This is a genomic window from Daejeonella sp. (genome assembly GCF_030684675.1).
Classification (GTDB): Bacteria; Bacteroidota; Bacteroidia; order Sphingobacteriales; family Sphingobacteriaceae; genus Daejeonella.
The window spans coordinates 1-19,252 of sequence record NZ_JAUXXZ010000081.1; the positions used below are offsets into that span (position 1 = coordinate 1).

The 19,252-nt window shown below is 40.9% G+C and carries 17 protein-coding genes; 7 read left to right on the top strand and 10 right to left on the bottom strand.

All coding sequences use genetic code 11. The features are described from left to right. Positions 1-212: 212 nt before the first annotated feature. Complete coding sequence (locus Q8M41_RS17110) at positions 213-1,580, top strand: RNA methyltransferase (protein ID WP_305366521.1); 1,368 nt, start codon at positions 213-215, stop codon at positions 1,578-1,580. Positions 1,581-1,602: 22 nt separating this feature from the next. Here the strand turns inward: Q8M41_RS17110 and Q8M41_RS17115 are convergent, their stop codons facing one another. Continuing rightward, complete coding sequence (locus Q8M41_RS17115) at positions 1,603-1,962, bottom strand: CoA-binding protein (protein WP_305366522.1); 360 nt, start codon at positions 1,960-1,962, stop codon at positions 1,603-1,605. A gap of 276 nt (positions 1,963-2,238) precedes the next feature. Then, positions 2,239-3,786 carry an NAD(P)/FAD-dependent oxidoreductase gene (locus Q8M41_RS17120; protein WP_305366523.1) on the bottom strand — a complete coding sequence of 516 codons (1,548 nt, stop codon included), beginning with the start codon at positions 3,784-3,786 and terminating at the stop codon, positions 2,239-2,241. A gap of 97 nt (positions 3,787-3,883) precedes the next feature. Here Q8M41_RS17120 and Q8M41_RS17125 point away from each other — a divergent pair, with 97 nt between their 5' ends. The 4 genes from Q8M41_RS17125 (at position 3,884) to Q8M41_RS17140 (ending at position 6,394) form a co-directional block, all read left to right on the top strand. Then, entirely contained in the window at positions 3,884-4,462 is a 579-nt protein-coding gene (locus Q8M41_RS17125) for a LemA family protein (RefSeq protein WP_305366524.1), read from the top strand. Between the two features lie 67 nt (positions 4,463-4,529). Next, positions 4,530-4,964, top strand: a complete 435-nt coding sequence (locus Q8M41_RS17130) for a TPM domain-containing protein (RefSeq protein WP_305366525.1) — start codon at positions 4,530-4,532, stop codon at positions 4,962-4,964. Positions 4,965-4,994: 30 nt separating this feature from the next. Further along, the gene (locus Q8M41_RS17135) at positions 4,995-5,789 is read left to right on the top strand and encodes a YgcG family protein (protein WP_305366526.1); all 795 of its coding nucleotides are present in this window, start codon (positions 4,995-4,997) and stop codon (positions 5,787-5,789) included. 53 nt (positions 5,790-5,842) lie between these two features. Further along, positions 5,843-6,394, top strand: a complete 552-nt coding sequence (locus Q8M41_RS17140; RefSeq protein ID WP_305366527.1) for an NUDIX hydrolase — start codon at positions 5,843-5,845, stop codon at positions 6,392-6,394. Here the strand turns inward: Q8M41_RS17140 and Q8M41_RS17145 are convergent. The 4 genes from Q8M41_RS17145 to Q8M41_RS17160 all read right to left on the bottom strand — a co-directional run bounded on the left by Q8M41_RS17145 (position 6,391) and on the right by Q8M41_RS17160 (position 12,929). Next, positions 6,391-8,550, bottom strand: coding sequence for a PQQ-binding-like beta-propeller repeat protein (locus tag Q8M41_RS17145; RefSeq protein ID WP_305366528.1), 2,160 nt, complete (start codon positions 8,548-8,550; stop codon positions 6,391-6,393). The genes Q8M41_RS17140 and Q8M41_RS17145 overlap by 4 nt on opposite strands. 528 nt (positions 8,551-9,078) lie before the next feature. Beyond that, entirely contained in the window at positions 9,079-10,506 is a 1,428-nt protein-coding gene (gene dnaA / locus Q8M41_RS17150) for a chromosomal replication initiator protein DnaA (RefSeq protein WP_305366529.1), read from the bottom strand. 340 nt (positions 10,507-10,846) lie between these two features. Continuing rightward, on the bottom strand, positions 10,847-12,391 hold the full coding sequence (locus Q8M41_RS17155; protein WP_305366530.1) for a methylmalonyl-CoA mutase: 1,545 nt from the start codon (positions 12,389-12,391) through the stop codon (positions 10,847-10,849). A 4-nt stretch (positions 12,392-12,395) separates the two neighbouring features. Beyond that, positions 12,396-12,929, bottom strand: coding sequence for a hypothetical protein (locus tag Q8M41_RS17160; protein WP_305366531.1), 534 nt, complete (start codon positions 12,927-12,929; stop codon positions 12,396-12,398). 94 nt (positions 12,930-13,023) lie between these two features. Between Q8M41_RS17160 and Q8M41_RS17165 the strand changes: the two genes are divergently transcribed. Together Q8M41_RS17165 and Q8M41_RS17170 are read left to right on the top strand one after the other, a co-directional pair. Beyond that, entirely contained in the window at positions 13,024-13,377 is a 354-nt protein-coding gene (locus Q8M41_RS17165) for an iron-sulfur cluster assembly accessory protein (RefSeq protein ID WP_305366532.1), read from the top strand. Between the two features lie 77 nt (positions 13,378-13,454). After that, entirely contained in the window at positions 13,455-14,687 is a 1,233-nt protein-coding gene (locus Q8M41_RS17170) for an ABC transporter permease (protein WP_305366659.1), read from the top strand. Between the two features lie 83 nt (positions 14,688-14,770). Here the strand turns inward: Q8M41_RS17170 and rfbB are convergent, their stop codons facing one another. From rfbB to Q8M41_RS17190, 4 genes are all read right to left on the bottom strand, one after another. Beyond that, positions 14,771-15,823 carry a dTDP-glucose 4,6-dehydratase gene (gene rfbB / locus Q8M41_RS17175; protein WP_305366533.1) on the bottom strand — a complete coding sequence of 351 codons (1,053 nt, stop codon included), beginning with the start codon at positions 15,821-15,823 and terminating at the stop codon, positions 14,771-14,773. Between the two features lie 65 nt (positions 15,824-15,888). Next, positions 15,889-16,920, bottom strand: a complete 1,032-nt coding sequence (gene galE, locus Q8M41_RS17180) for a UDP-glucose 4-epimerase GalE (protein ID WP_305366534.1) — start codon at positions 16,918-16,920, stop codon at positions 15,889-15,891. After that, positions 16,920-17,906, bottom strand: coding sequence for a UDP-glucuronic acid decarboxylase family protein (locus Q8M41_RS17185; protein ID WP_305366535.1), 987 nt, complete (start codon positions 17,904-17,906; stop codon positions 16,920-16,922). The genes galE and Q8M41_RS17185 overlap by 1 nt, the downstream gene beginning before the upstream one ends. After that, a complete protein-coding gene (locus Q8M41_RS17190) occupies positions 17,906-19,216 on the bottom strand; it encodes a UDP-glucose/GDP-mannose dehydrogenase family protein (protein ID WP_305366536.1) in 1,311 nt (436 codons plus the stop codon). The genes Q8M41_RS17185 and Q8M41_RS17190 overlap by 1 nt, the downstream gene beginning before the upstream one ends. Positions 19,217-19,252: the final 36 nt, after the last annotated feature.

Below are 19,252 nucleotides of genomic sequence, written 5' to 3' on the forward strand. Positions count from 1 at the left end.
CCACCGCTCCTAATACCTCCAAAACCCTCAAACAACAGCCCACATCTCCTTCGTTGCGGGTTGCAAAGGTATACATTTCAACCTTACTACACAATACTTAAGACGAATTAAATCGTAGAACGTAGGTAAGTCGCTGGTAACTAAAGACAAAATTATTTAAAGCTGATTCAATACGATCCAATATCAAGTATTCCCGTATTTTTGGATCAATTATGAGCAGCAAACTTCCACCGGCATTTATCCGGTCTTTAATAGAACACTATAATATAGAAGAGGAAGAGTTTATCTCATCTCATGAAAGCGGTGAACAGCTAACTTCGGTCAGAATAAACCCCTTTAAACCTTCCAATCTGTTTAAATCAGAAGAACAGGTGCTCTGGTGCGAAAATGGAAGGTATTTGAAAGAAAGACCTTCGTTTACCGCTGATCCGCTGTTTCATGCAGGCTGCTATTATGTGCAGGAAGCCTCTTCCATGTTTCTGGAACAGGTACTGAAGCATACTGCAGATCTTTCTGAAAACCTCAGAGTGCTCGATCTATGTGCTGCTCCGGGTGGAAAAAGCACACTGATCAGTTCGCTTCTGAATAAAAACAGTTTACTGCTTGCCAATGAGATCATCAAAACACGGGTACCTGTACTTTGTGATAACCTGAGCAAATGGGGCCCTGAGAATACTTATGTCAGTAATAATGACCCTAAGGACTTTAAACGACTGGAGGGTTATTTCGATGTAATCGTAGCTGATGCACCCTGCTCAGGCTCCGGAATGTTCAGAAAAGATCCGGCAGCAATTAATGAATGGTCGGAAAGTGCTGTAGACTTATGCAGTCAGCGGCAGCAGCGGATACTGGCTGATGTTTATCCAGCATTAAAACAAAACGGAACGCTGATCTATTCCACCTGCTCCTATTCAAAACAGGAAAACGAAGAAATATCTGATTGGCTTTGCGAAGAATTTGATCTTTCGCCGATTCAAATCCCAATAAAACCTGAGTGGGGCATTATTGAAACCCTCTCAGATAAACATAAATGCTTTGGCTACCGTTTTTATCCTCATAAAGTTAAAGGAGAGGGTTTCTTCATTGCTGCCTTCCGTAAAAACCAGCTAACCGCATCCCCTCATATCAAAAGAGCTAAGGAAAACTCCATCAACCAAAAGAGTGAAGACCTGATCAGAAGATGGCTTAAACACACTGAGGATATCAGAATAATTAACCTGAATGATGAATATTTTGCAATCCCGGCTCGTCATGAGGCAGATTTGCAATATTTACAATCCAATCTCTATTTGAAAAAGTCAGGGGTCAGAATCGGAAAGATAATGGGCAAAGACCTGGTCCCGAATCATGAGCTTGCAATAAGCCTCTTAGCCGGTTCTGTAATTCCAGAACTGAATCTGACCCGGGAACAATCAATTGCTTACCTAAAACGAGATGAACTCCGGATTGAGTCAGACATCCGGGGCTGGGCATTGATGTGCTTTCAAGGCCATCCCATGGGATGGGCAAAGATTCTGGATAATAGATTGAATAATTACTTCCCCAAAGAAATCCGGATTACTAATCCAAATGTGGTTTAGTTTATAGAAATTAAATCCCTTATTAGTATTGCCCCGTAGAAAGCAGCACCAAAGTACAAGCCTCTGTACATTCTATCCCATTAGCCTCAGCCAATTCCTCCAGTTCAGGGTTTTCTGTTCCTGGATTGAAAATAATACGTTTGGGTTTAGACTTTAATATATAATCGTAATACTCAGGCTGGTTCTGCGGACCCAGGTATAATGTTATTGTATCCAGATCGGCATGAATAAGTTCAGGTTTTTCAATTGCCACGCCGGCAACCTCACCAGCTTTTAAACCTACATTGATAATCGGGTGTCCATTAGCAACCAGCCGCTGTGCAGCAAGATTTGAATAACGCGAAGGATTGGTGCTTGCTCCAAGTATAAGGGTCTTTTTCATTTTAAGGTTGACAAATTATAAGATATAATGCATTCAGCTTTATTTCATACAATTGAGTTTATTTTGCTCCTTTGTAGAATATTTGGGGTTTAACAGCACAGTCTTGACGGTCTTAAACCCGGCTATAGCGGATACCGGCCAGTGCTTAAGGCCTGTGGGGTATAAGCGGAAGACGGGACTACCATTTGAAATTGCACATCAGCACATTTCCAAACATAAAAATCTAATAACACCCAAAAAAACATCATAAGCCTTATTTATAAACAATAATTCAGCTTAATTAATAGCTCGAAACGCTGCATCTGCACAATTCATGCCATCAATTGCAGCCGACACAATCCCACCTGCATAACCTGCACCCTCACCACAAGGATATAAACCTGCCAATTGGGGGTGCTGCAATGATTCTTTATTACGGGGTATTCTTACAGGCGATGAAGTCCTTGATTCAACCCCAACCAGAATTGCCTCATTAGTATAATATCCATTCATTTTCTTCCCAAATAAAGGAAGAGCCTTCTGAAGCCGTTTAAAAATGAATTCAGGAAGCACAGATCTCATATCAGCACTTTTTGTGCCGGGAATATATGAATTGGAAGGAAGATCAGTTGAGAGTCTGTTATTCACAAAATCAATCATCCTTTGCGCCGGAGCTACCAGATTCCCACCACCGGCCTGAAATGCCAGTTTCTCTATTCCTGCCTGAAACTTTAACATACTCAGGGCATCTCCTGAGCTACCCGGAACATCTTCCAGATTGATCTGGACAACGGTGCCGGAATTTGCGTATGGATTATTACGCTTGGAAGGTGACCAACCATTTACCACAATCTCATTGTTATCAGTAGAACAAGGAGCTATTATTCCCCCGGGACACATACAAAAGGAAAATACCCCGCGACCCTCTACCTGTTCAACCAAACTGTAATAGGATGGTGGCAGATACGGCCCACGATCGCTGCAATGATACTGGGCCTGATCAATGACCTCTTGTGGGTGCTCTATCCTGACTCCCAGGGCAAAGGCTTTCGCTTCCATTAGTACCTGATGCTTGTCAAGGAGGCAATATATATCTCTTGCTGAGTGACCGGTAGCTAATATTACATGATTTGATTCAAACTTATTATCACCTACCAAAACTCCCTTCAATTTCCTGGCCCTTAGAATAAGATCAGTAATCCGGCATTCAAAATGAATCTCCCCGCCGGCATTTAATATGCTGTCGCGCATGGATGTAATTATTCCGGGTAATTTATTGGTACCGATATGCGGACGGGCATCAATTAAAATATCTTCTGTTGCGCCATGAGCAACAAATGTCTTTAAAACATAGTTTACATCTCCGCGCTTATTGGATCGGGTATAGAGTTTACCGTCAGAATAGGTTCCTGCGCCACCTTCCCCAAAACAATAATTGGAATCCGGATCAATACGACCCTCCCTGTTGATTAAAGCCAGATCCCTTCTCCTTAATTTCACATCCTTACCACGCTCCAAAATAATCGGTTTAAGTCCGAGTTCAATGCAACGTATTGCAGCAAATAAGCCAGCCGGACCGGCCCCAATGATTAAAACCGGCCTTTTGTCGCTGACATTTTGATATTTAACGGTAAAAATTTCAGGTTCAGGCAACTCGTCGATAAAAACATTAACCTTGAGCCTGAAAACAACTTTCCGGCTTCGGGCATCAATTGAACGTTTTAAAATTTGGACTGTAACACTACTTTTATAGTTGATATTCAACAACTTACGAGCCAAGTCTCTGATAAAGTCTTCATCATTTGAATGTTCCGGAGGAAGAACTAATTCAATCTCTTTGATCATAATTTTTGCCGGGTATTATCCCGGATGTGTAACAAAGGTATGAAATTTGATTCCTATACTGTAAATTTATAGATTACAGTAAAAGCAAAAATCAATTATGAAAAGAATAGTATTGAATATCGTTGCATTTTTCGCAGTGCTTTCATTAAGTTCATGCGGATACAATAGTATGGTGAAGCTCGATGAGCAGGTAACCTCCCAATGGGCTCAGGTTGAAAATGTGTATCAACGTAGGGTAGATCTTATTCCTAATCTGGTGGCTTCTGTTAAAGGGGCAGCAAATTTTGAGAAAGAGACCTTAACTCAGGTTATTGAGGCGCGCGCCAAAGCAACTTCGATAAATGTTGATCCGACAAAATTAACCCCTGAATCAATTGCACAATTTCAGGCAGCTCAGGGACAATTAAGTCAATCGCTGGGAAGATTACTCGCGACAGTAGAAGCCTATCCTGAATTGAAAGCAAACCAGAATTTCCTGGAACTTCAGGCACAACTTGAAGGAACAGAAAACCGTATCACTGTTGAACGCCAAAAGTTTAATACAGTGACACAGGAGTACAATTCTACAATCAGAACTTTCCCGAATAACCTGACAGCAGGTATGTTTGGTTTCAAGGCTAAAGGATACTTCCAGGCAGAAGCCGGTGCAAATAAAGCACCAAAGGTTGAATTCTAAAATGCCTTTTGCATTTATATTTTTAACTGATCGCCGGAATTTATTTCCGGCGATTTAAATTAAGGCCATGTCTATTTTTAGTGAAAAAGAACAACAGCTTATCAGCGAAGCAGTTGAATCAGCAGAGCGCTATACATCAGGTGAAATCCGCATTTGTGTTGAAAAAACCTGTAGTGAACCGGTTTTGGATCGTGCTGCAAACTATTTCCATAAACTTGGAATGGATAAGACGGCTCAAAGAAATGGTGTGCTGATTTATATTGCCACCAATGACCATCAATTCGCAATTATTGGGGATGCCGGAATAAACAAGCAGGTACCTCATGATTTCTGGGACAGTACGAAAGAAGCTATGTTGAGCCATTTTAAGAATGGAGAGCTCGCTTCAGGTATTATTACAGGAGTAAGGCTGGCCGGCAAACAACTTCAAACCTATTTCCCATACGTAGATGGCGATGTTAATGAATTACCAAATGAGATCTCCTACGGGGATGGTAAATAATGGTATTGAAAAAATATAAGCAAGCTTCAGATGAAATTTAAATATATATTCCCAACAATTGTCCTGGTTTTACTAAGCCTGGTACTTCCGGCACAAACTTTTCCGGAAAAACCTAATCGGCTGGTAAACGACTATACTCAAACTCTCTCCGCTGATCAGATCAATCAGCTTGAGCAAAAACTGGTCGCATTCGACGATTCAACCTCAACACAGGTCTCTGTTGTTCTGATTAAATCGCTTGAAGGGTATGATGTAGCAGACTATGGAGTACGGCTTGCAGAAAGCTGGGGAATAGGTGGGGCAAAAAATAATAATGGAGTTTTGCTATTGGTATCACTTGGCGACAGGAAGGTAACCATACAAACCGGTTATGGTGTTGAAGGAGCTTTACCTGATGCAATTACCAAAAGGATTATCACTAGAGAAATTACTCCTAATTTTAAAGCGGGAGATTACTTTGCTGGTCTGGATCAGGGTACAAACGCTATCATTTCTTACACTAAAGGTGAATATAAAAACGATGCCCCGAAAGATCGTGTAAAAAAGAAAAGTTCCGGGATTGTTTTTGTGATCATCATAGTCATTATTATTCTCATCGCTATTAAGAAAGGTGGCGGTGGCGGAAGTGAAGTTATTGGTGGCCGCGGAAGCGCAAGTCCGTTCTGGTGGCTATTGATGGGCTCACAATTAGGCAGAGGAAGCGGTGGAGGTGGTTTTGGAGGATTCTCAGGCGGTGGTGGCGGATTTGGTGGGGGCGGTGGAGGAGGCTTTGGCGGATTCGGTGGGGGAAGCTTCGGTGGGGGCGGATCAAGTGGAAGCTGGTAACGGAGAGCATAAAGCTAAGAGCTAAATCAATAAAATTTGAAAATTGTTTAAACATGAGTCATCTTAATTGGGAGAAGATCTCAACTAAATATATCATCCAAAAAAATTGGGCAACCCTGCGGGTAGATACCTGCAGGATGCCTGATGGTACTATTATCCCTGATTACTACGTACTAGAGTATCCCAATTGGGTCAATGCAGTTGCCCTGACAGAAGACAATCAGGTTATTCTGTTGCGGCAATACCGACATGCAGCCGAAGAGGTGGTCCTTGAACTTCCGGGTGGTTGCATGGAGGAAAATGAAAGCCCTGAACATGCTCTGAGAAGAGAGTTGCTTGAAGAAACGGGTTATGAATTTGATGAAGTCGAATTCCTTTCTGAACTCTACGCTAATCCGGCAACAGCAAAAAATAAAACCTTTTGTTTTATTGCCAGAGGAGGCAAACGGATTGCTGAACAAAAACTGGACAAAGGAGAAGAAATTGATATTGAGCTAGTAAGCCCTGAGAAATTAAAAGAACTGGTTTTAAACAATGTCTTTGGACAGGCATTGCATACCAGCGGAATTTTCTATGCCCTTTTTAAACTCGGATTAATATCCTAATCAGGTAAGGCAAAGGCCACGTAGCTATCACCCGATTTTACCCCGAGTTTTCCTCCACCACAGGCAATCACCAGAAATTGTTTTCCATTGATCATATAAGTCGCGGGGCTTGCAAAGCTGGCTGCAGGCAGTTTCGACTCCCAAACCATTTTTCCTGAATTCTTATCAAATGCCCTGATCTTTTCATCAGGAGTTGCTGCAATAAATACAAGACCTCCCCTGGTAACTACCGGTCCGCCATAATTTCGTGAACCAGTTATACCTAATCCTCTTTTGATCAATTCTGCATATTCACCCAATGGCACTTTCCAGAGCAGTTTTCCGCTGTTCAGGTCCACAGCATTCAGTGTGCCCCAGGGTGGTTTGATGCCGGGATAGTCATCCTTATCTACAAATCGGTCGTAGCCTTTCATGATGTAAGGAATCTGACTCTTCCTGTTTATCTTAGTCACTGCGACGGCATTTTTTTGTTTGGAAATATCTTCAGTCCCACTTAAGTATGCAGCCAGATTTTTCCGATCCGATTCAGGTATATGCTTAAATGAAGGCATTCTATTCCGGCCCTGCTGAATTATCTGACTAATCTGCAGCACATTATACTTCTTATTTAGATTCTCTAAGGTAGGATATTCAATACCACTACCCTTCAGTTCAACACCGTGGCAGTTGATGCAATATTTATTATAAACTGCTCTGCCGGGAGTAATTCCAGTTCCTTCAGTTTGAGGAGCGTCAAGCATTACCTGTGTTGAAGGAACTTCATTGCTATTGACATATAGAATCTTCGTTTCCATGTCAACGGCAGCGCCTCCCCATTCACCACCCCCACCAAAATCAGGAAACATCCAGTTACCCTCCTTGCTTGGCGGACTAAACTGGGTTCTGTTTTTGATCTGAACATATCTTTCAATTAATTCCTTATGTGTTTCAGGGCTGAGATCACTCACATCTTCAGGTCCGAATTTCTGTCTTGAAAAAGACTCCGGCAGGCTTGGAATTGGCTGAGTCGGCCATGGTTTTTCTCCGGGCAGTGCTTCCTGGGGTACAGGGACTTCAGGTATCGGAAAAAGAGGCTTACCGTTAGTTCGGTCAAGCAAATAGACATAACCTTGTTTGGTAATCTGCGCAAGGGCATCAATTTTCTTGCCTTTATGATCCACAGTAACTAAATTGGGAGCCGCGGGAAGATCACGATCCCAAAGATCATGATGTACAACCTGATAATGCCAGATGTACTTTCCTGTAGCAGCGTCCAGCGCAATGATGCTATTGGCAAAAAGATTGGAGCCTTTACGGGTTCCCCCGTAAAAGTCGGGAGAGGCTGTACCGGTTGGGACATAAACCACTCCACGTTCTTCATCAAGTGACATACCGGTCCAGTTATTGGCACCTCCTATATTTTTCCAGGCATCCTTATCTTCCCAGCTATCATATCCAAATTCACCGGGTTGGGGAATGGTATGAAAAATCCATTTACGTTTTCCTGTTCTAACATCAAAGGCTCTGACATGTCCTGGCAAAGCGTCTGCATCTTCCGAAAGACTCATTCCCACAATGACCAGATCCTTAAAAATTACTCCCGGAGTTTTTAGAATCAGAGAGCCATCCTGTGATTCGGGAATATCAAGCCCCTCTTTCAATTCAATCGATCCATTCGTACCAAACTCTTTAACAGGACTTCCATCGGCAGCATTCACCGCATAGAGTCTTGAGGCAGCACCATAAAAAATCCGTTTATCTTTGCCTTTTTCATCTTCCCAATACATCAGTCCGCGGTTTATTCCAAATCCAATTTTCTCAGATAAGTTTGTATTGGGGTCAAAAACCCATTTTTGTTTGCCTGTAGCCGGATCCAGAGCAAAAAGCTTCAACTTTGAACTTGTAACATATAAAGTCCCATCGATTACAATTGGATTGCACTGCATCTCACTTCGGTTAGCCGTGTCTTTATCACCTGTATTAAAAACCCAGGCTTCTTTTAACTGTGCAACATTCTCCAAATTGATCTGATCAATGGAGGAATAGCGGTTGGCATCTTTGGTCCCGCCGTAACTGGCCCAGGTGGAATAGTCATTATAACCTGAATCAGTGCAGGAATTTAATGCCAGACCAGTGAGAATTAATAGAACAAAGGATTTTGATTGGATTGCTTTCACCGGACTATGCTACAGATTAATACTTAAGCAATTAAAGGATTTAAGTGAACAAAAGCAAGGACTTGAGAAGATTGTATAAATAGTGAATATGCGATATTTTTGAGGGATAGAATTAAGGCTCATAAGCAGAAAGTGAATACTAAATTCGATCTGGGAATCGATTTGTAAGACCCTAAAAACCTCAGTTTGAATAAAGAATTTAATACGATCATTTTAATTAGTCAGAGATGACTATGGTGTCAAAACATTAATTTTTTGGAAAGCAGTGTCCGTGTGTTATAGGATGATTCAGCCCTTTCCTCCAGGTTAGTTCCGGCAAGAAATCGCGTTCTAATTCAAATAACCAACAGCCGGAAGCTACTTCCTCCGGCAAGGTTTAATTTACCCTATGCTGCATTTCATAGGGATGGGCAGCCCGGCAGTATGATAATCTGTTGTTTGAAATTAACCCGGGTGGCAGTTGTCGCTTAATTTATCAAAATGAATGAGTTTAAATAAATTACAGAAGAATCGTTAAACCAAAACCGCTTAGCTCATTTTCAATTTCTTCTGAATATCAGCTACATAACCTTTGAATTTTTTATCTGTATCGATCAGATCATCTACTGTCTGACAGGCATAAATCACAGTTGAGTGATCGCGGCCGCCAAAGAAGGCCCCAATTGATTTAAGGGATGTTTTGGTATGCAATTTGGCAAGGTACATCGATATCTGACGGGCCTGAACAATCTCACGCTTCCTTGTTTTGGATTTAACCATTTCGATAGGCACTTCAAAATACTCACAAACGAGTTTCTGAATATATTCCATCGAGATCTCCTTGCTTGAATTCTTGATGAAATTCTTGAGCATGGATTTGGCGAGGTTCAGGTCAATCTCCTTTTTATTTAAGGTTGACTGTGCCAGCAGGGATACCATTGCTCCTTCAAGCTCACGAACATTATTGTCAATATTATGGGCAACATATTCAATTACTTCTGAAGGAAGTTCAATTCCGTCAGAGTACATCTTTTTGTTTAGGATTGCCATACGCGTTTCCAGATCAGGGATCTGGAGATCGGCAGACAAGCCCCACTTGAAACGGGATAACAATCTTTCTTCTAATCCGGACAGATCTTTTGGTGCTTTGTCTGAAGTAATAATCAATTGCTTGCCTGATTGATGCAAATGGTTGAAAATATGGAAGAAAATATCCTGTGTCTTCTCCTTACCGGCGAAATTATGTACATCATCCATGATGAGTACATCCATTGCCTGATAGAAATTCACAAAATCATTGATATTATTATTCTTTAACGCATCAACAAATTGCTGGGTAAACTTTTCGCATGAAACATAAAGTACCAGCTTATCTGTCAGAGTACGCTTGATCTCATTACCAATAGCCTGGGCAAGGTGGGTTTTTCCAAGACCAACTCCGCCATAAATCATGAGCGGATTAAAAGATGTACCACCCGGCTTTCCGGCAACTGCATAACCAGCAGAACGGGCAAGCCTGTTACAGTCTCCTTCTATAAAATTTTCAAAAGTATAATTCTGATTTAACTGAGGATCTACCTGCAATTTTTTTAATCCCGGAATTACAAAAGGATTTTTGATGTCCTTATTCAGGGAAATAGGCATTGGCATCGACTGGTTTTTCCCTTCTGCGCCGTTACCATTTGAAGGCATGTTGGTTGTGTATGGAATACTGGTTGAAGACTTTTCCACAACGATGTTGTATTCCAGTCTACCCTCTTCTCCCAACTGCTTCTTTACAGTCTTTCTCAACAAGCCAACATAGTGCTCTTCGAGCCACTCATAAAAGAACAAACTCGGAACCTGTATAGTTAATACATTACCATCCAGACGTAAGGCTTTAATCGGCTCGAACCAGGTCTTAAAACTCTGAGCCGGGATGTTGTCCTTAATTATCAGGAGGCAATTATTCCATACATGTGTACAAGTTTTTTCCATATAATTTTACTAATAATCTGATTTCCAATTGATGCCGAAAGAAATGTTGGTAACTCTTTGGAGTATCGAATATTCGGAAAAAAATCGGATTAAAAAACTAATTTTTGAAATAAGTTTTAACTTTCTGTTAAACAGAAGTATACATTAATTTAACAAGGTTTTTCTAACTAAAAAAAAATCAATTCTTAGCTGAAAATATATTTCAACATTCTGATTGAACAGGCCTCATCAATACTATTGAATATCGGGATTAATATGAAAGATATCTAAGGTTATAGCAGAAAAAAAAATACAATAACTTCTTTTGGAACCACTACTAAGGGCTATTACCCATCAGAAATTAATATTCCCCAAATTCCTTTCTAAAGGCGTCTGCGATTTCGCCAAGCGTAGCATAAACTTCCACAGCCGAGATGATATAAGGCATAGTATTTAATCCTTGCTTCACGGCATCAGTCAATCCAAGCAGAGCCTTTTCAACAGCCAAAGCGTCGCGCTCTGCCCTAAGACTGATCAGTTTATCAATTTGAACTTTTCGAATGGAGTCATCAACCCTGAAACCTTCAGGCTTAATTCCTTCTGCATCTACGTATTTATTCACACCTACCAGAATACTTTCACCATTTTCAATCTCAGTCTGGTATTGATAGGCTGATGCCGCAATTTCATTCTGGATATATCCTTCCTCTATAGCTGCAACCGATCCTCCTTTGGCATCGATAATATCAATATATTTCCATGCTGCTGCTTCAACCTCATCAGTAAGTGCTTCTACAAAGTAAGAGCCTGCCAGAGGGTCGACAGTATCAGTAACACCACTTTCAAACGCAATAATCTGCTGGGTACGGAGCGCAACCTTAGCTGCCGATTCTGTTGGCAATGAAAGAGCCTCATCAAAACCATTGGTATGAAGCGACTGGGTTCCACCCAGTACTGCTGCCATAGCCTGATTGCTTACCCTGATAACATTATTCAAAGGCTGCTGGGCAGTCAAAGTTGAACCACCGGTCTGGGTGTGAAAGCGGAGTTTTTGGGCAGCCGGATCCGTTGCACCAAGACTTTGAGTCAGTTTAGCCCACATTCTGCGTGCTGCCCTGAATTTTGCAATCTCCTCAAAGAAATTATTATGGCAATTAAAAAAGAAAGATAGCCGTTTCGCAAAAACATTAATATCTAAACCCTTCTGCATTGCTGCCTGAAGATAGGCCTTACCATTGGCCAATGTAAATGCTAATTCCTGCACTGCAGTAGAACCTGCCTCCCTGATGTGATATCCTGAAATGGAAATGGTATTCCATTTTGGAAGTTCTATACTGCAATATTCGAAAACATCAGTAATCAATCGCATGGAAGCTTTCGGGGGATATATATAGGTACCCCTTGCTGCATATTCTTTTAAAATGTCATTCTGTATAGTTCCGGATATTTGCTTCAAATCAGCACCCTGCTTCTTTGCAAGGCATATATACATAGCCAGCAGAATTGGTGCGGTTGCATTTATAGTCATTGAACTGGTAACTTTTTGAAGGTCGATTCCATCAAAAAGTATCTCCATATCCTTTAAAGAGTCTATTGCAACCCCAACCTTACCAACTTCTCCTTCCGACATCATGTGATCTGAGTCGTAACCGATTTGGGTAGGAAGATCAAAAGCTACAGAAAGACCGGTAGTTCCTTGTGAAAGTAGGTAATGGTAACGTTTGTTTGATTCAGAAGCAGTAGAAAATCCTGCATATTGCCGCATTGTCCACATTCTGCCGCGGTACATATCCTTCTGTATCCCCCGGGTAAAAGGGAATTCCCCGGGCAGTTCAATACTTTTTTCTTCAGTATAGACTTCCTTTATTTCAATACCAGAACTTGTTTTAATTTTCTTTTCGCTCATTCCATTAAAATAAAGACTGCATATCCCCCTTCACAATGCTTAATGCCAGATCATAGGGGTTTTCAGTTTCCAGATTCGCCAAATGACTAAGGACTGCCCTGCTTAAATCGATTGAAGAAGCATTTTCAGGTAATGCACTCACTGCGCTGTTAATCATACTGATTGTATCTTCCTTTACCTGTTTGACTGTTACCCATGCCCGGTCGCTGACATAGATCTGCTGCGAAATATTGTGCTGATATTCAGCCCGAATATCTGAAATGATTAAACCCTGCATTTCGCGGGCACTCATACCTGGTGTATGCAGCCGAATCAACATATTAGAAGGATTTACTCTTTCAAGAAATAAAACGGTCCTCTCATAAGCCTGAAGTCTGAGTGGCAGGGTGTGTTTAAGTCCGGCCCTTTTAAGTTCCATTCGCTGAAAATTAAGTTTTTCACTCAGGTAGTTCTTTATAATGAACCATCCAGTGAAGAACACGATCAGTCCGGCAAGGGCATATTTCAGTATATCAAGTATAAATTCAGTTTCATTCATGTTTATGCAATTGTTAACAGATAGTCAAAATGCCTGCAGTTAAAACAAAAGTGAGCAATTTCACGTATATTTGTGATAAGATTTTAAAAGAATTATGAGTACAGAAACTGCAAATCTTATTGCGCCGGTCACTTTGACGGATGGTGCTAAAAAAGAAATTATAAAACTCATTCAACAACAGGAATTAGGTGAAGAATACGGATTACGCTTAGGTGTTGAAGGTGGTGGATGTGCCGGAATGAACTATGTACTCGGATTTGATCAGCAGAAAGATGGTGATCAGGAGTATTTTATTGATGGAATCAGGGTTTTTATGCATAAAGCTCACGGATTATACCTGGCGGGTATGGAAGTAGATTTCAAAGATGGATTAAATGCCCGTGGCTTCACTTTTAGTAATCCAAATGCCAGCAGTACCTGTGGTTGCGGCACATCATTCTCAGTTTAACAAAAATTTTGTAACATTTTATGAAGTCCTGCTATCAAACCAGCAGGACTTTTTATATTTATACTATGGCAACAAAAATGAGTTATTCGGAAAATGTCAAAGTGGCGATGCAATCCGTTAAGGGAAACAAGCTACGGACGTTTTTAACCGCTATTATCATTGCCATAGGTTTAACCGCTTTGGTTGGCATTTTAACTTCCATTGATGCCATTGAAGGTTCCCTGAATAATACATTCTCAAGCATGGGAGCCAATTCATTTACAATCAGAAACCGGGGTATCGGGATTCGTATTGGAGGTGGCGGACAAAGACCAAAACGTTACAAATCAATAGATTACAGACAGGCGACAGAATTCAAAAGCAGCTTTGCTTTTCCTGCAATGATTTCTGTAAATGTATTTGCCTCATTCGGAGGTACTGTGAAATATGGTAATGAAAAGACCAATCCAAATATCTCAGTACTTGGAGCGGATGAAAATTATATTCAATCTGCAGGCTATAAACTGGCTGCAGGACGAAATTTCTCACAGTCGGAGCTAGAATTCGGCACCAGTGTGGTGATTATTGGGGATGAAATCAAAACACGCCTCTTCCCAAACGTCGACCCCATCAATAGAACAATCAGTATTGGAAATAACAAATTCCGAATCATAGGCATTTTTGCAGCCAAAGGGTCAAGCGTCGGTTTTGGGGGTGATAAAATCTGCGTAATTCCGCTTTATAGAGCCAAGCAGGTAATGACTATTCAGAACCCATCTTATACTATTTCGGTCATGAGCGATGATCCGGCTCAAATGGATGCGGCGATCGGTGAAGCCACCTCCCTCTTCAGAAACATCCGCAATCTTAAAATTGCCGATGACAACAACTTTGAGATCACAAAAAGTGATGCCATTGCTCAAACACTGGTCGACAATTTAAAATTTGTAAGAATTGGTGGTATCGTGATCGGGGCAATTACTTTAATTGGTGCAGCTATTGCCCTGATGAATATCATGATTGTTTCTGTAACTGAGCGCACACGTGAAATCGGTATACGCAAGGCAATTGGAGCTACTCCTATCGTGATAAGGCGTCAATTTCTTATTGAAGCAATCGTTATTTGTCTCATGGGAGGAATAACCGGTGTTTTTCTTGGCATTCTGATCGGCAACCTGCTCTCCATGGTTATGGGCGGGTCATTTATTATGCCATGGGGCTGGACGATTCTGGGCTTAACCTTATGTATCGGGGTTGGACTCATCTCCGGACTTTATCCTGCAATTAAGGCAAGTAAAATGGATCCGGTGGAGTCATTGAGATACGAATAGTTTAAAAGAGAATCAGGAGCCAGGAAAATGGGGTGTTATCTGAGAATCATGAACCAAGAGCCAGGAACCAGGACAATAGGAAACTATCTCTTCCCGTATTGGTCTTCATAATAAGACTGGTAGCTTCCTGATGTTACGCTCTGTAGCCATTCCTCATTTTGCAAATACCAATCTACCGTTTTCTCCAATCCTTCTTCAAACTGTAAACTAGGTTTCCAATCGAGATCCTTCTGGAGTTTTGATGAGTCGATTGCATACCGCAGATCATGCCCTGCACGATCGGTAACATAAGTAATTAGTTTTGCGGATGTGCCGGCCTCTCTTCCCAATTTTTCATCCATAATCTTACAAAGCAACCGAATAAGGTCAATATTCTTCCATTCGTTATGCCCGCCTACATTATATGTACTTCTGCTGGATGCCTCATGAAAGATCACATCAATTGCCCGGGCATGGTCTTCGACCCACAGCCAGTCACGTATATTTTCCCCTTTCCCATAAACCGGGATAGGTTTGTTATTTTTAATATTATTAATTGAAAGCGGAATCAGTTTCTCAGGGAAGTGGAATGATCCATAATTATTGGAGCAATTTGAAATCACTACGTCAATCCCGTAAGTATCATGATATGACCTAACAAAATGATCAGAACTAGCTTTAGATGCAGAATATGGGCTGTGTGGATCGTAGGCAGTCGTCTCGGTAAAAAGGCCATCTTCACCCAGACTGCCATAAACTTCGTCCGTTGAAACATGGTAAAACCGATGTGATTTATAATCATCTTTCCATTGATGACGGGCAGAATTTAAAAGGGTTACGGTTCCAACTACATTGGTCATTACAAATTCAATCGGACTGCTGATAGATCGGTCCACATGCGACTCAGCAGCGAGATGAATTACTGCGTCAATTTGCTCTTCTGAAAATACTTTATCAATAAATCCGGCATCAACAATATCCCCTTTGATAAATTTATAATTGGGTCTATCCTCAATATCTTTCAGGTTAAGGAGATTACCAGCATAAGTAAGTTTATCTAAATTAACAATCTGATATTCAGGATAATTGATTACAAATCGCCTCACTACATGGGATCCAATGAACCCTGCTCCCCCGGTAATCAATATTTTTTTCATCCCCTGATAATTATTTTTGTTCAGATTATAAAAACCTATGCTTATTTCTTAGGATAGTATCCAGTTTACAATGGATTTTGCTTGATATACTTTTCCCACTCCCAGGCAGAATTCATCATCTCATGAATACCTAATTCAGCCTTCCATGACAGTTCATTTTCAGCCTTGCTCACATCGCCATAGATCTGTTCAATATCCCCGGCCCTACGCTTCCCAATGATATAATTCAATTTCTGACCGCTTGCAGATTCAAATGCATGAATTACTTCCAGAACAGAATTTCCTTTGCCGGTACCAATGTTATATATATCAAATTTCTTCTTATTCTGTACGTTTTCCATCTGCTTAATAGCGGCAACATGTGCTTTTGCAAGATCAACTACGTGTATGTAATCCCTTACACAGGTTCCATCGGAAGTATTATAATCATCCCCAAAAACAATGATATTACCACGCTTTCCTATCGCTGCCTGGGTAATAAATGGAACCAGGTTTTGAGGTACACCGATAGGCAGTTCACCAATCAGGGAAGATGCATGCGCCCCAACCGGATTGAAATAACGCAAGGCGATTACTTTAAGACTTTCACTGACACCCGATACCTCCTCTAAAATTTCTTCGGCGATTTGTTTTGTATTCCCATAAGTGGATTCCGCCTTTTTTACCGGAGCAAGTTCGTTGACAGGTAATATATCAGGCTCTCCGTAAACTGTACAACTGGATGAAAATACCATATCCATTTTACGATCAGAGAAGGCATCAAGAAGGTTTATAAGAGGATAGAAATTATTTTTATAATATTTGAGTGGTTCCCTTTCGGACTCGCCAACACTTTTAAACGCGGCGAAATGTATTAATCCGCTTATATCGCGATGTTCATCTAAAAATTCACGGGTTAATTTTTCATCACAAAGATCGAAATTGTAAAATTCAGGCCTTGTACCGGTAATCTTCTCAATCTGATCAATAATCTTCGGACTTGAATTCGAAAGATTATCAATAATTACAGGATCATAACCGGCATTAATCAATTCCACAACAGTGTGCGAGCCAATATATCCGGTTCCACCGGTTACTAAAATTTTCCTGCCTGACATTATTTGTTGTTGTAGTAGGTGAAATCCTTATGTTTTATCTCTTGCTCCGGCAATGATTTAAAGTAATCGTAGGTGATTTTCAAACCCTTAGCACGATTGACCTTTGGCTCCCAGCCCAAAATTGTCCTGGCTTTTGTAATATCTGGTCTTCGTTGCCTAGGATCATCGGTAGGTAAATCTTTAAATACCATTTTTTGCCTGGTTCCGGTCAGTTTGATAATCTCCTCTCCGAACTCACGTATGGTGATCTCATCAGGATTACCAATATTTACAGGCAATGAGTAGTCAGAGAATAATAATCGGTATATACCCTCAACGAGGTCATCTACATAACAAAAGGAACGTGTCTGCGAGCCATCACCAAATACGGTAAGATCTTCTCCGCGCAAAGCCTGCCCGATAAATGCCGGCAATACTCTTCCGTCATTTAATCTCATCCTTGGCCCGTAGGTATTAAATATTCTTACAATACGTGTTTCTAAACCATGAAATGTATGATAAGCCATTGTCATAGCTTCCTGAAAACGCTTGGCTTCATCGTAAACACCTCTGGGACCTACAGGATTGACATTCCCCCAATATTCTTCTGGTTGCGGATTTACGGCAGGATCGCCATAAACCTCTGATGTTGAAGCAATTAAAATTCTTGATTTCTTGGATCGTGCTAATCCAAGTAAGTTATGAATTCCCAGAGATCCAACCTTCAATGTTTGTATAGGAATTCTTAAATAATCAATCGGGCTTGCAGGAGAGGCAAAATGCAGGATATAATCCAATTCTCCGGCCACGTATACAAATTTTGAAACATCGTGGTTATAAAACTCGAAGTTTTCCAGAGGAAAAAGATGTTCTATATTGCGCAGATCTCCGGTGATGAGATTATCCATCGCAATCACATGAAAACCCTCCTTAATAAACCGGTCGCAGAGATGGGAGCCAAGAAAACCTGCTGCACCTGTTATTAAAATACGTTTACGCTGATTCATTATTCGACAGTTTTTCGGCCAATACTATTATAATAGAAACCGCAATCGATCATCTTTTGCAGATCATACAGGTTGCGACCGTCAAAAATAATTTTAGTCTTCATTAATTCGGCGATCCTGTCAAAATCAGGGGTCCTGAAAACAGACCACTCTGTGATGATCAATAAAGCATCTGCATCTTTCAAAGCATCATATTGGTTATCAGCATAAGAAATTTTATTCTCAAGCTGTTTTTTCACATTGCCCATTGCTTCAGGGTCAAAAGCAGTAATTAAAGCGCCGTCCTTCAGTAGTTCTTCAATAATATATAGGGCAGGAGCCTCACGGATATCATCAGTTTCAGGTTTAAAGGCCAGACCCCAAATAGCAATTTTCTTTCCTTTGATATCCCCATTATAGTATCTCCTGACTTTTTCGACCAGCTTTACCCTTTGGGAATCATTTACTTCCATCACAGATGCGAGGATCTTAAAGTCATAGTTATTTTCAGTGGCAGATCTGCCCAAAGCCTGAACATCTTTAGGAAAACAACTTCCACCATACCCAACACCTGGAAATAAAAAGCGCTTACCTATGCGATCATCTGAACCTATCCCCTTTCTGACTGCATCAACATCTGCCCCGACAAGCTCACATAAATTAGCAATCTCGTTCATGAAGGTTATTTTTGTAGCCAGAAATGAATTTGCAGCGTATTTTGTCAGTTCTGAAGAGCGGGTATCCATAAAAATAATTGGATTTCCCTGTCTTACATAAGGTCCGTATAACTCTGCCATCAGCTTCTGTGCTCTCAGACTTTGGGTACCGACTACCACCCTGTCGGGCTTCATGAAGTCATCAACAGCAACTCCTTCTCGTAAGAATTCGGGGTTTGAGACCACATCTACCTCAACAGATGTATTTTCATTGAATACCTTAATCACCATATCTGCAGTGCCAACCGGCACCGTTGATTTTGTCACAATGACCTTATATCCGGTAATGATTTTAGCGATATCTTTAGCAGCACCGAGTACAAAACTCAGATCTGCTGCACCATCACCCGCCGGAGGAGTAGGTAAGGCAAGAAATATTATTTGAGCATCCTGAATTGCTTCAGAAAGAATGGTCGTAAATTTCAACCTGCCCTGTTCTATGTTTCTGTGAAAAAGTACATCCAAACCAGGCTCATAAATCGGCAATTTATATGCCTGCATCATTTTAACCTTTTCCTCATTTATATCCACACAGGTAACTGTATTTCCTGTTTCGGCAAGACAAGTACCAGTTACTAAGCCTACATATCCTGTACCAACTACTGCTATTTTCATCTATTGACGAAGACTATTTAAAAGATTTAACATTAA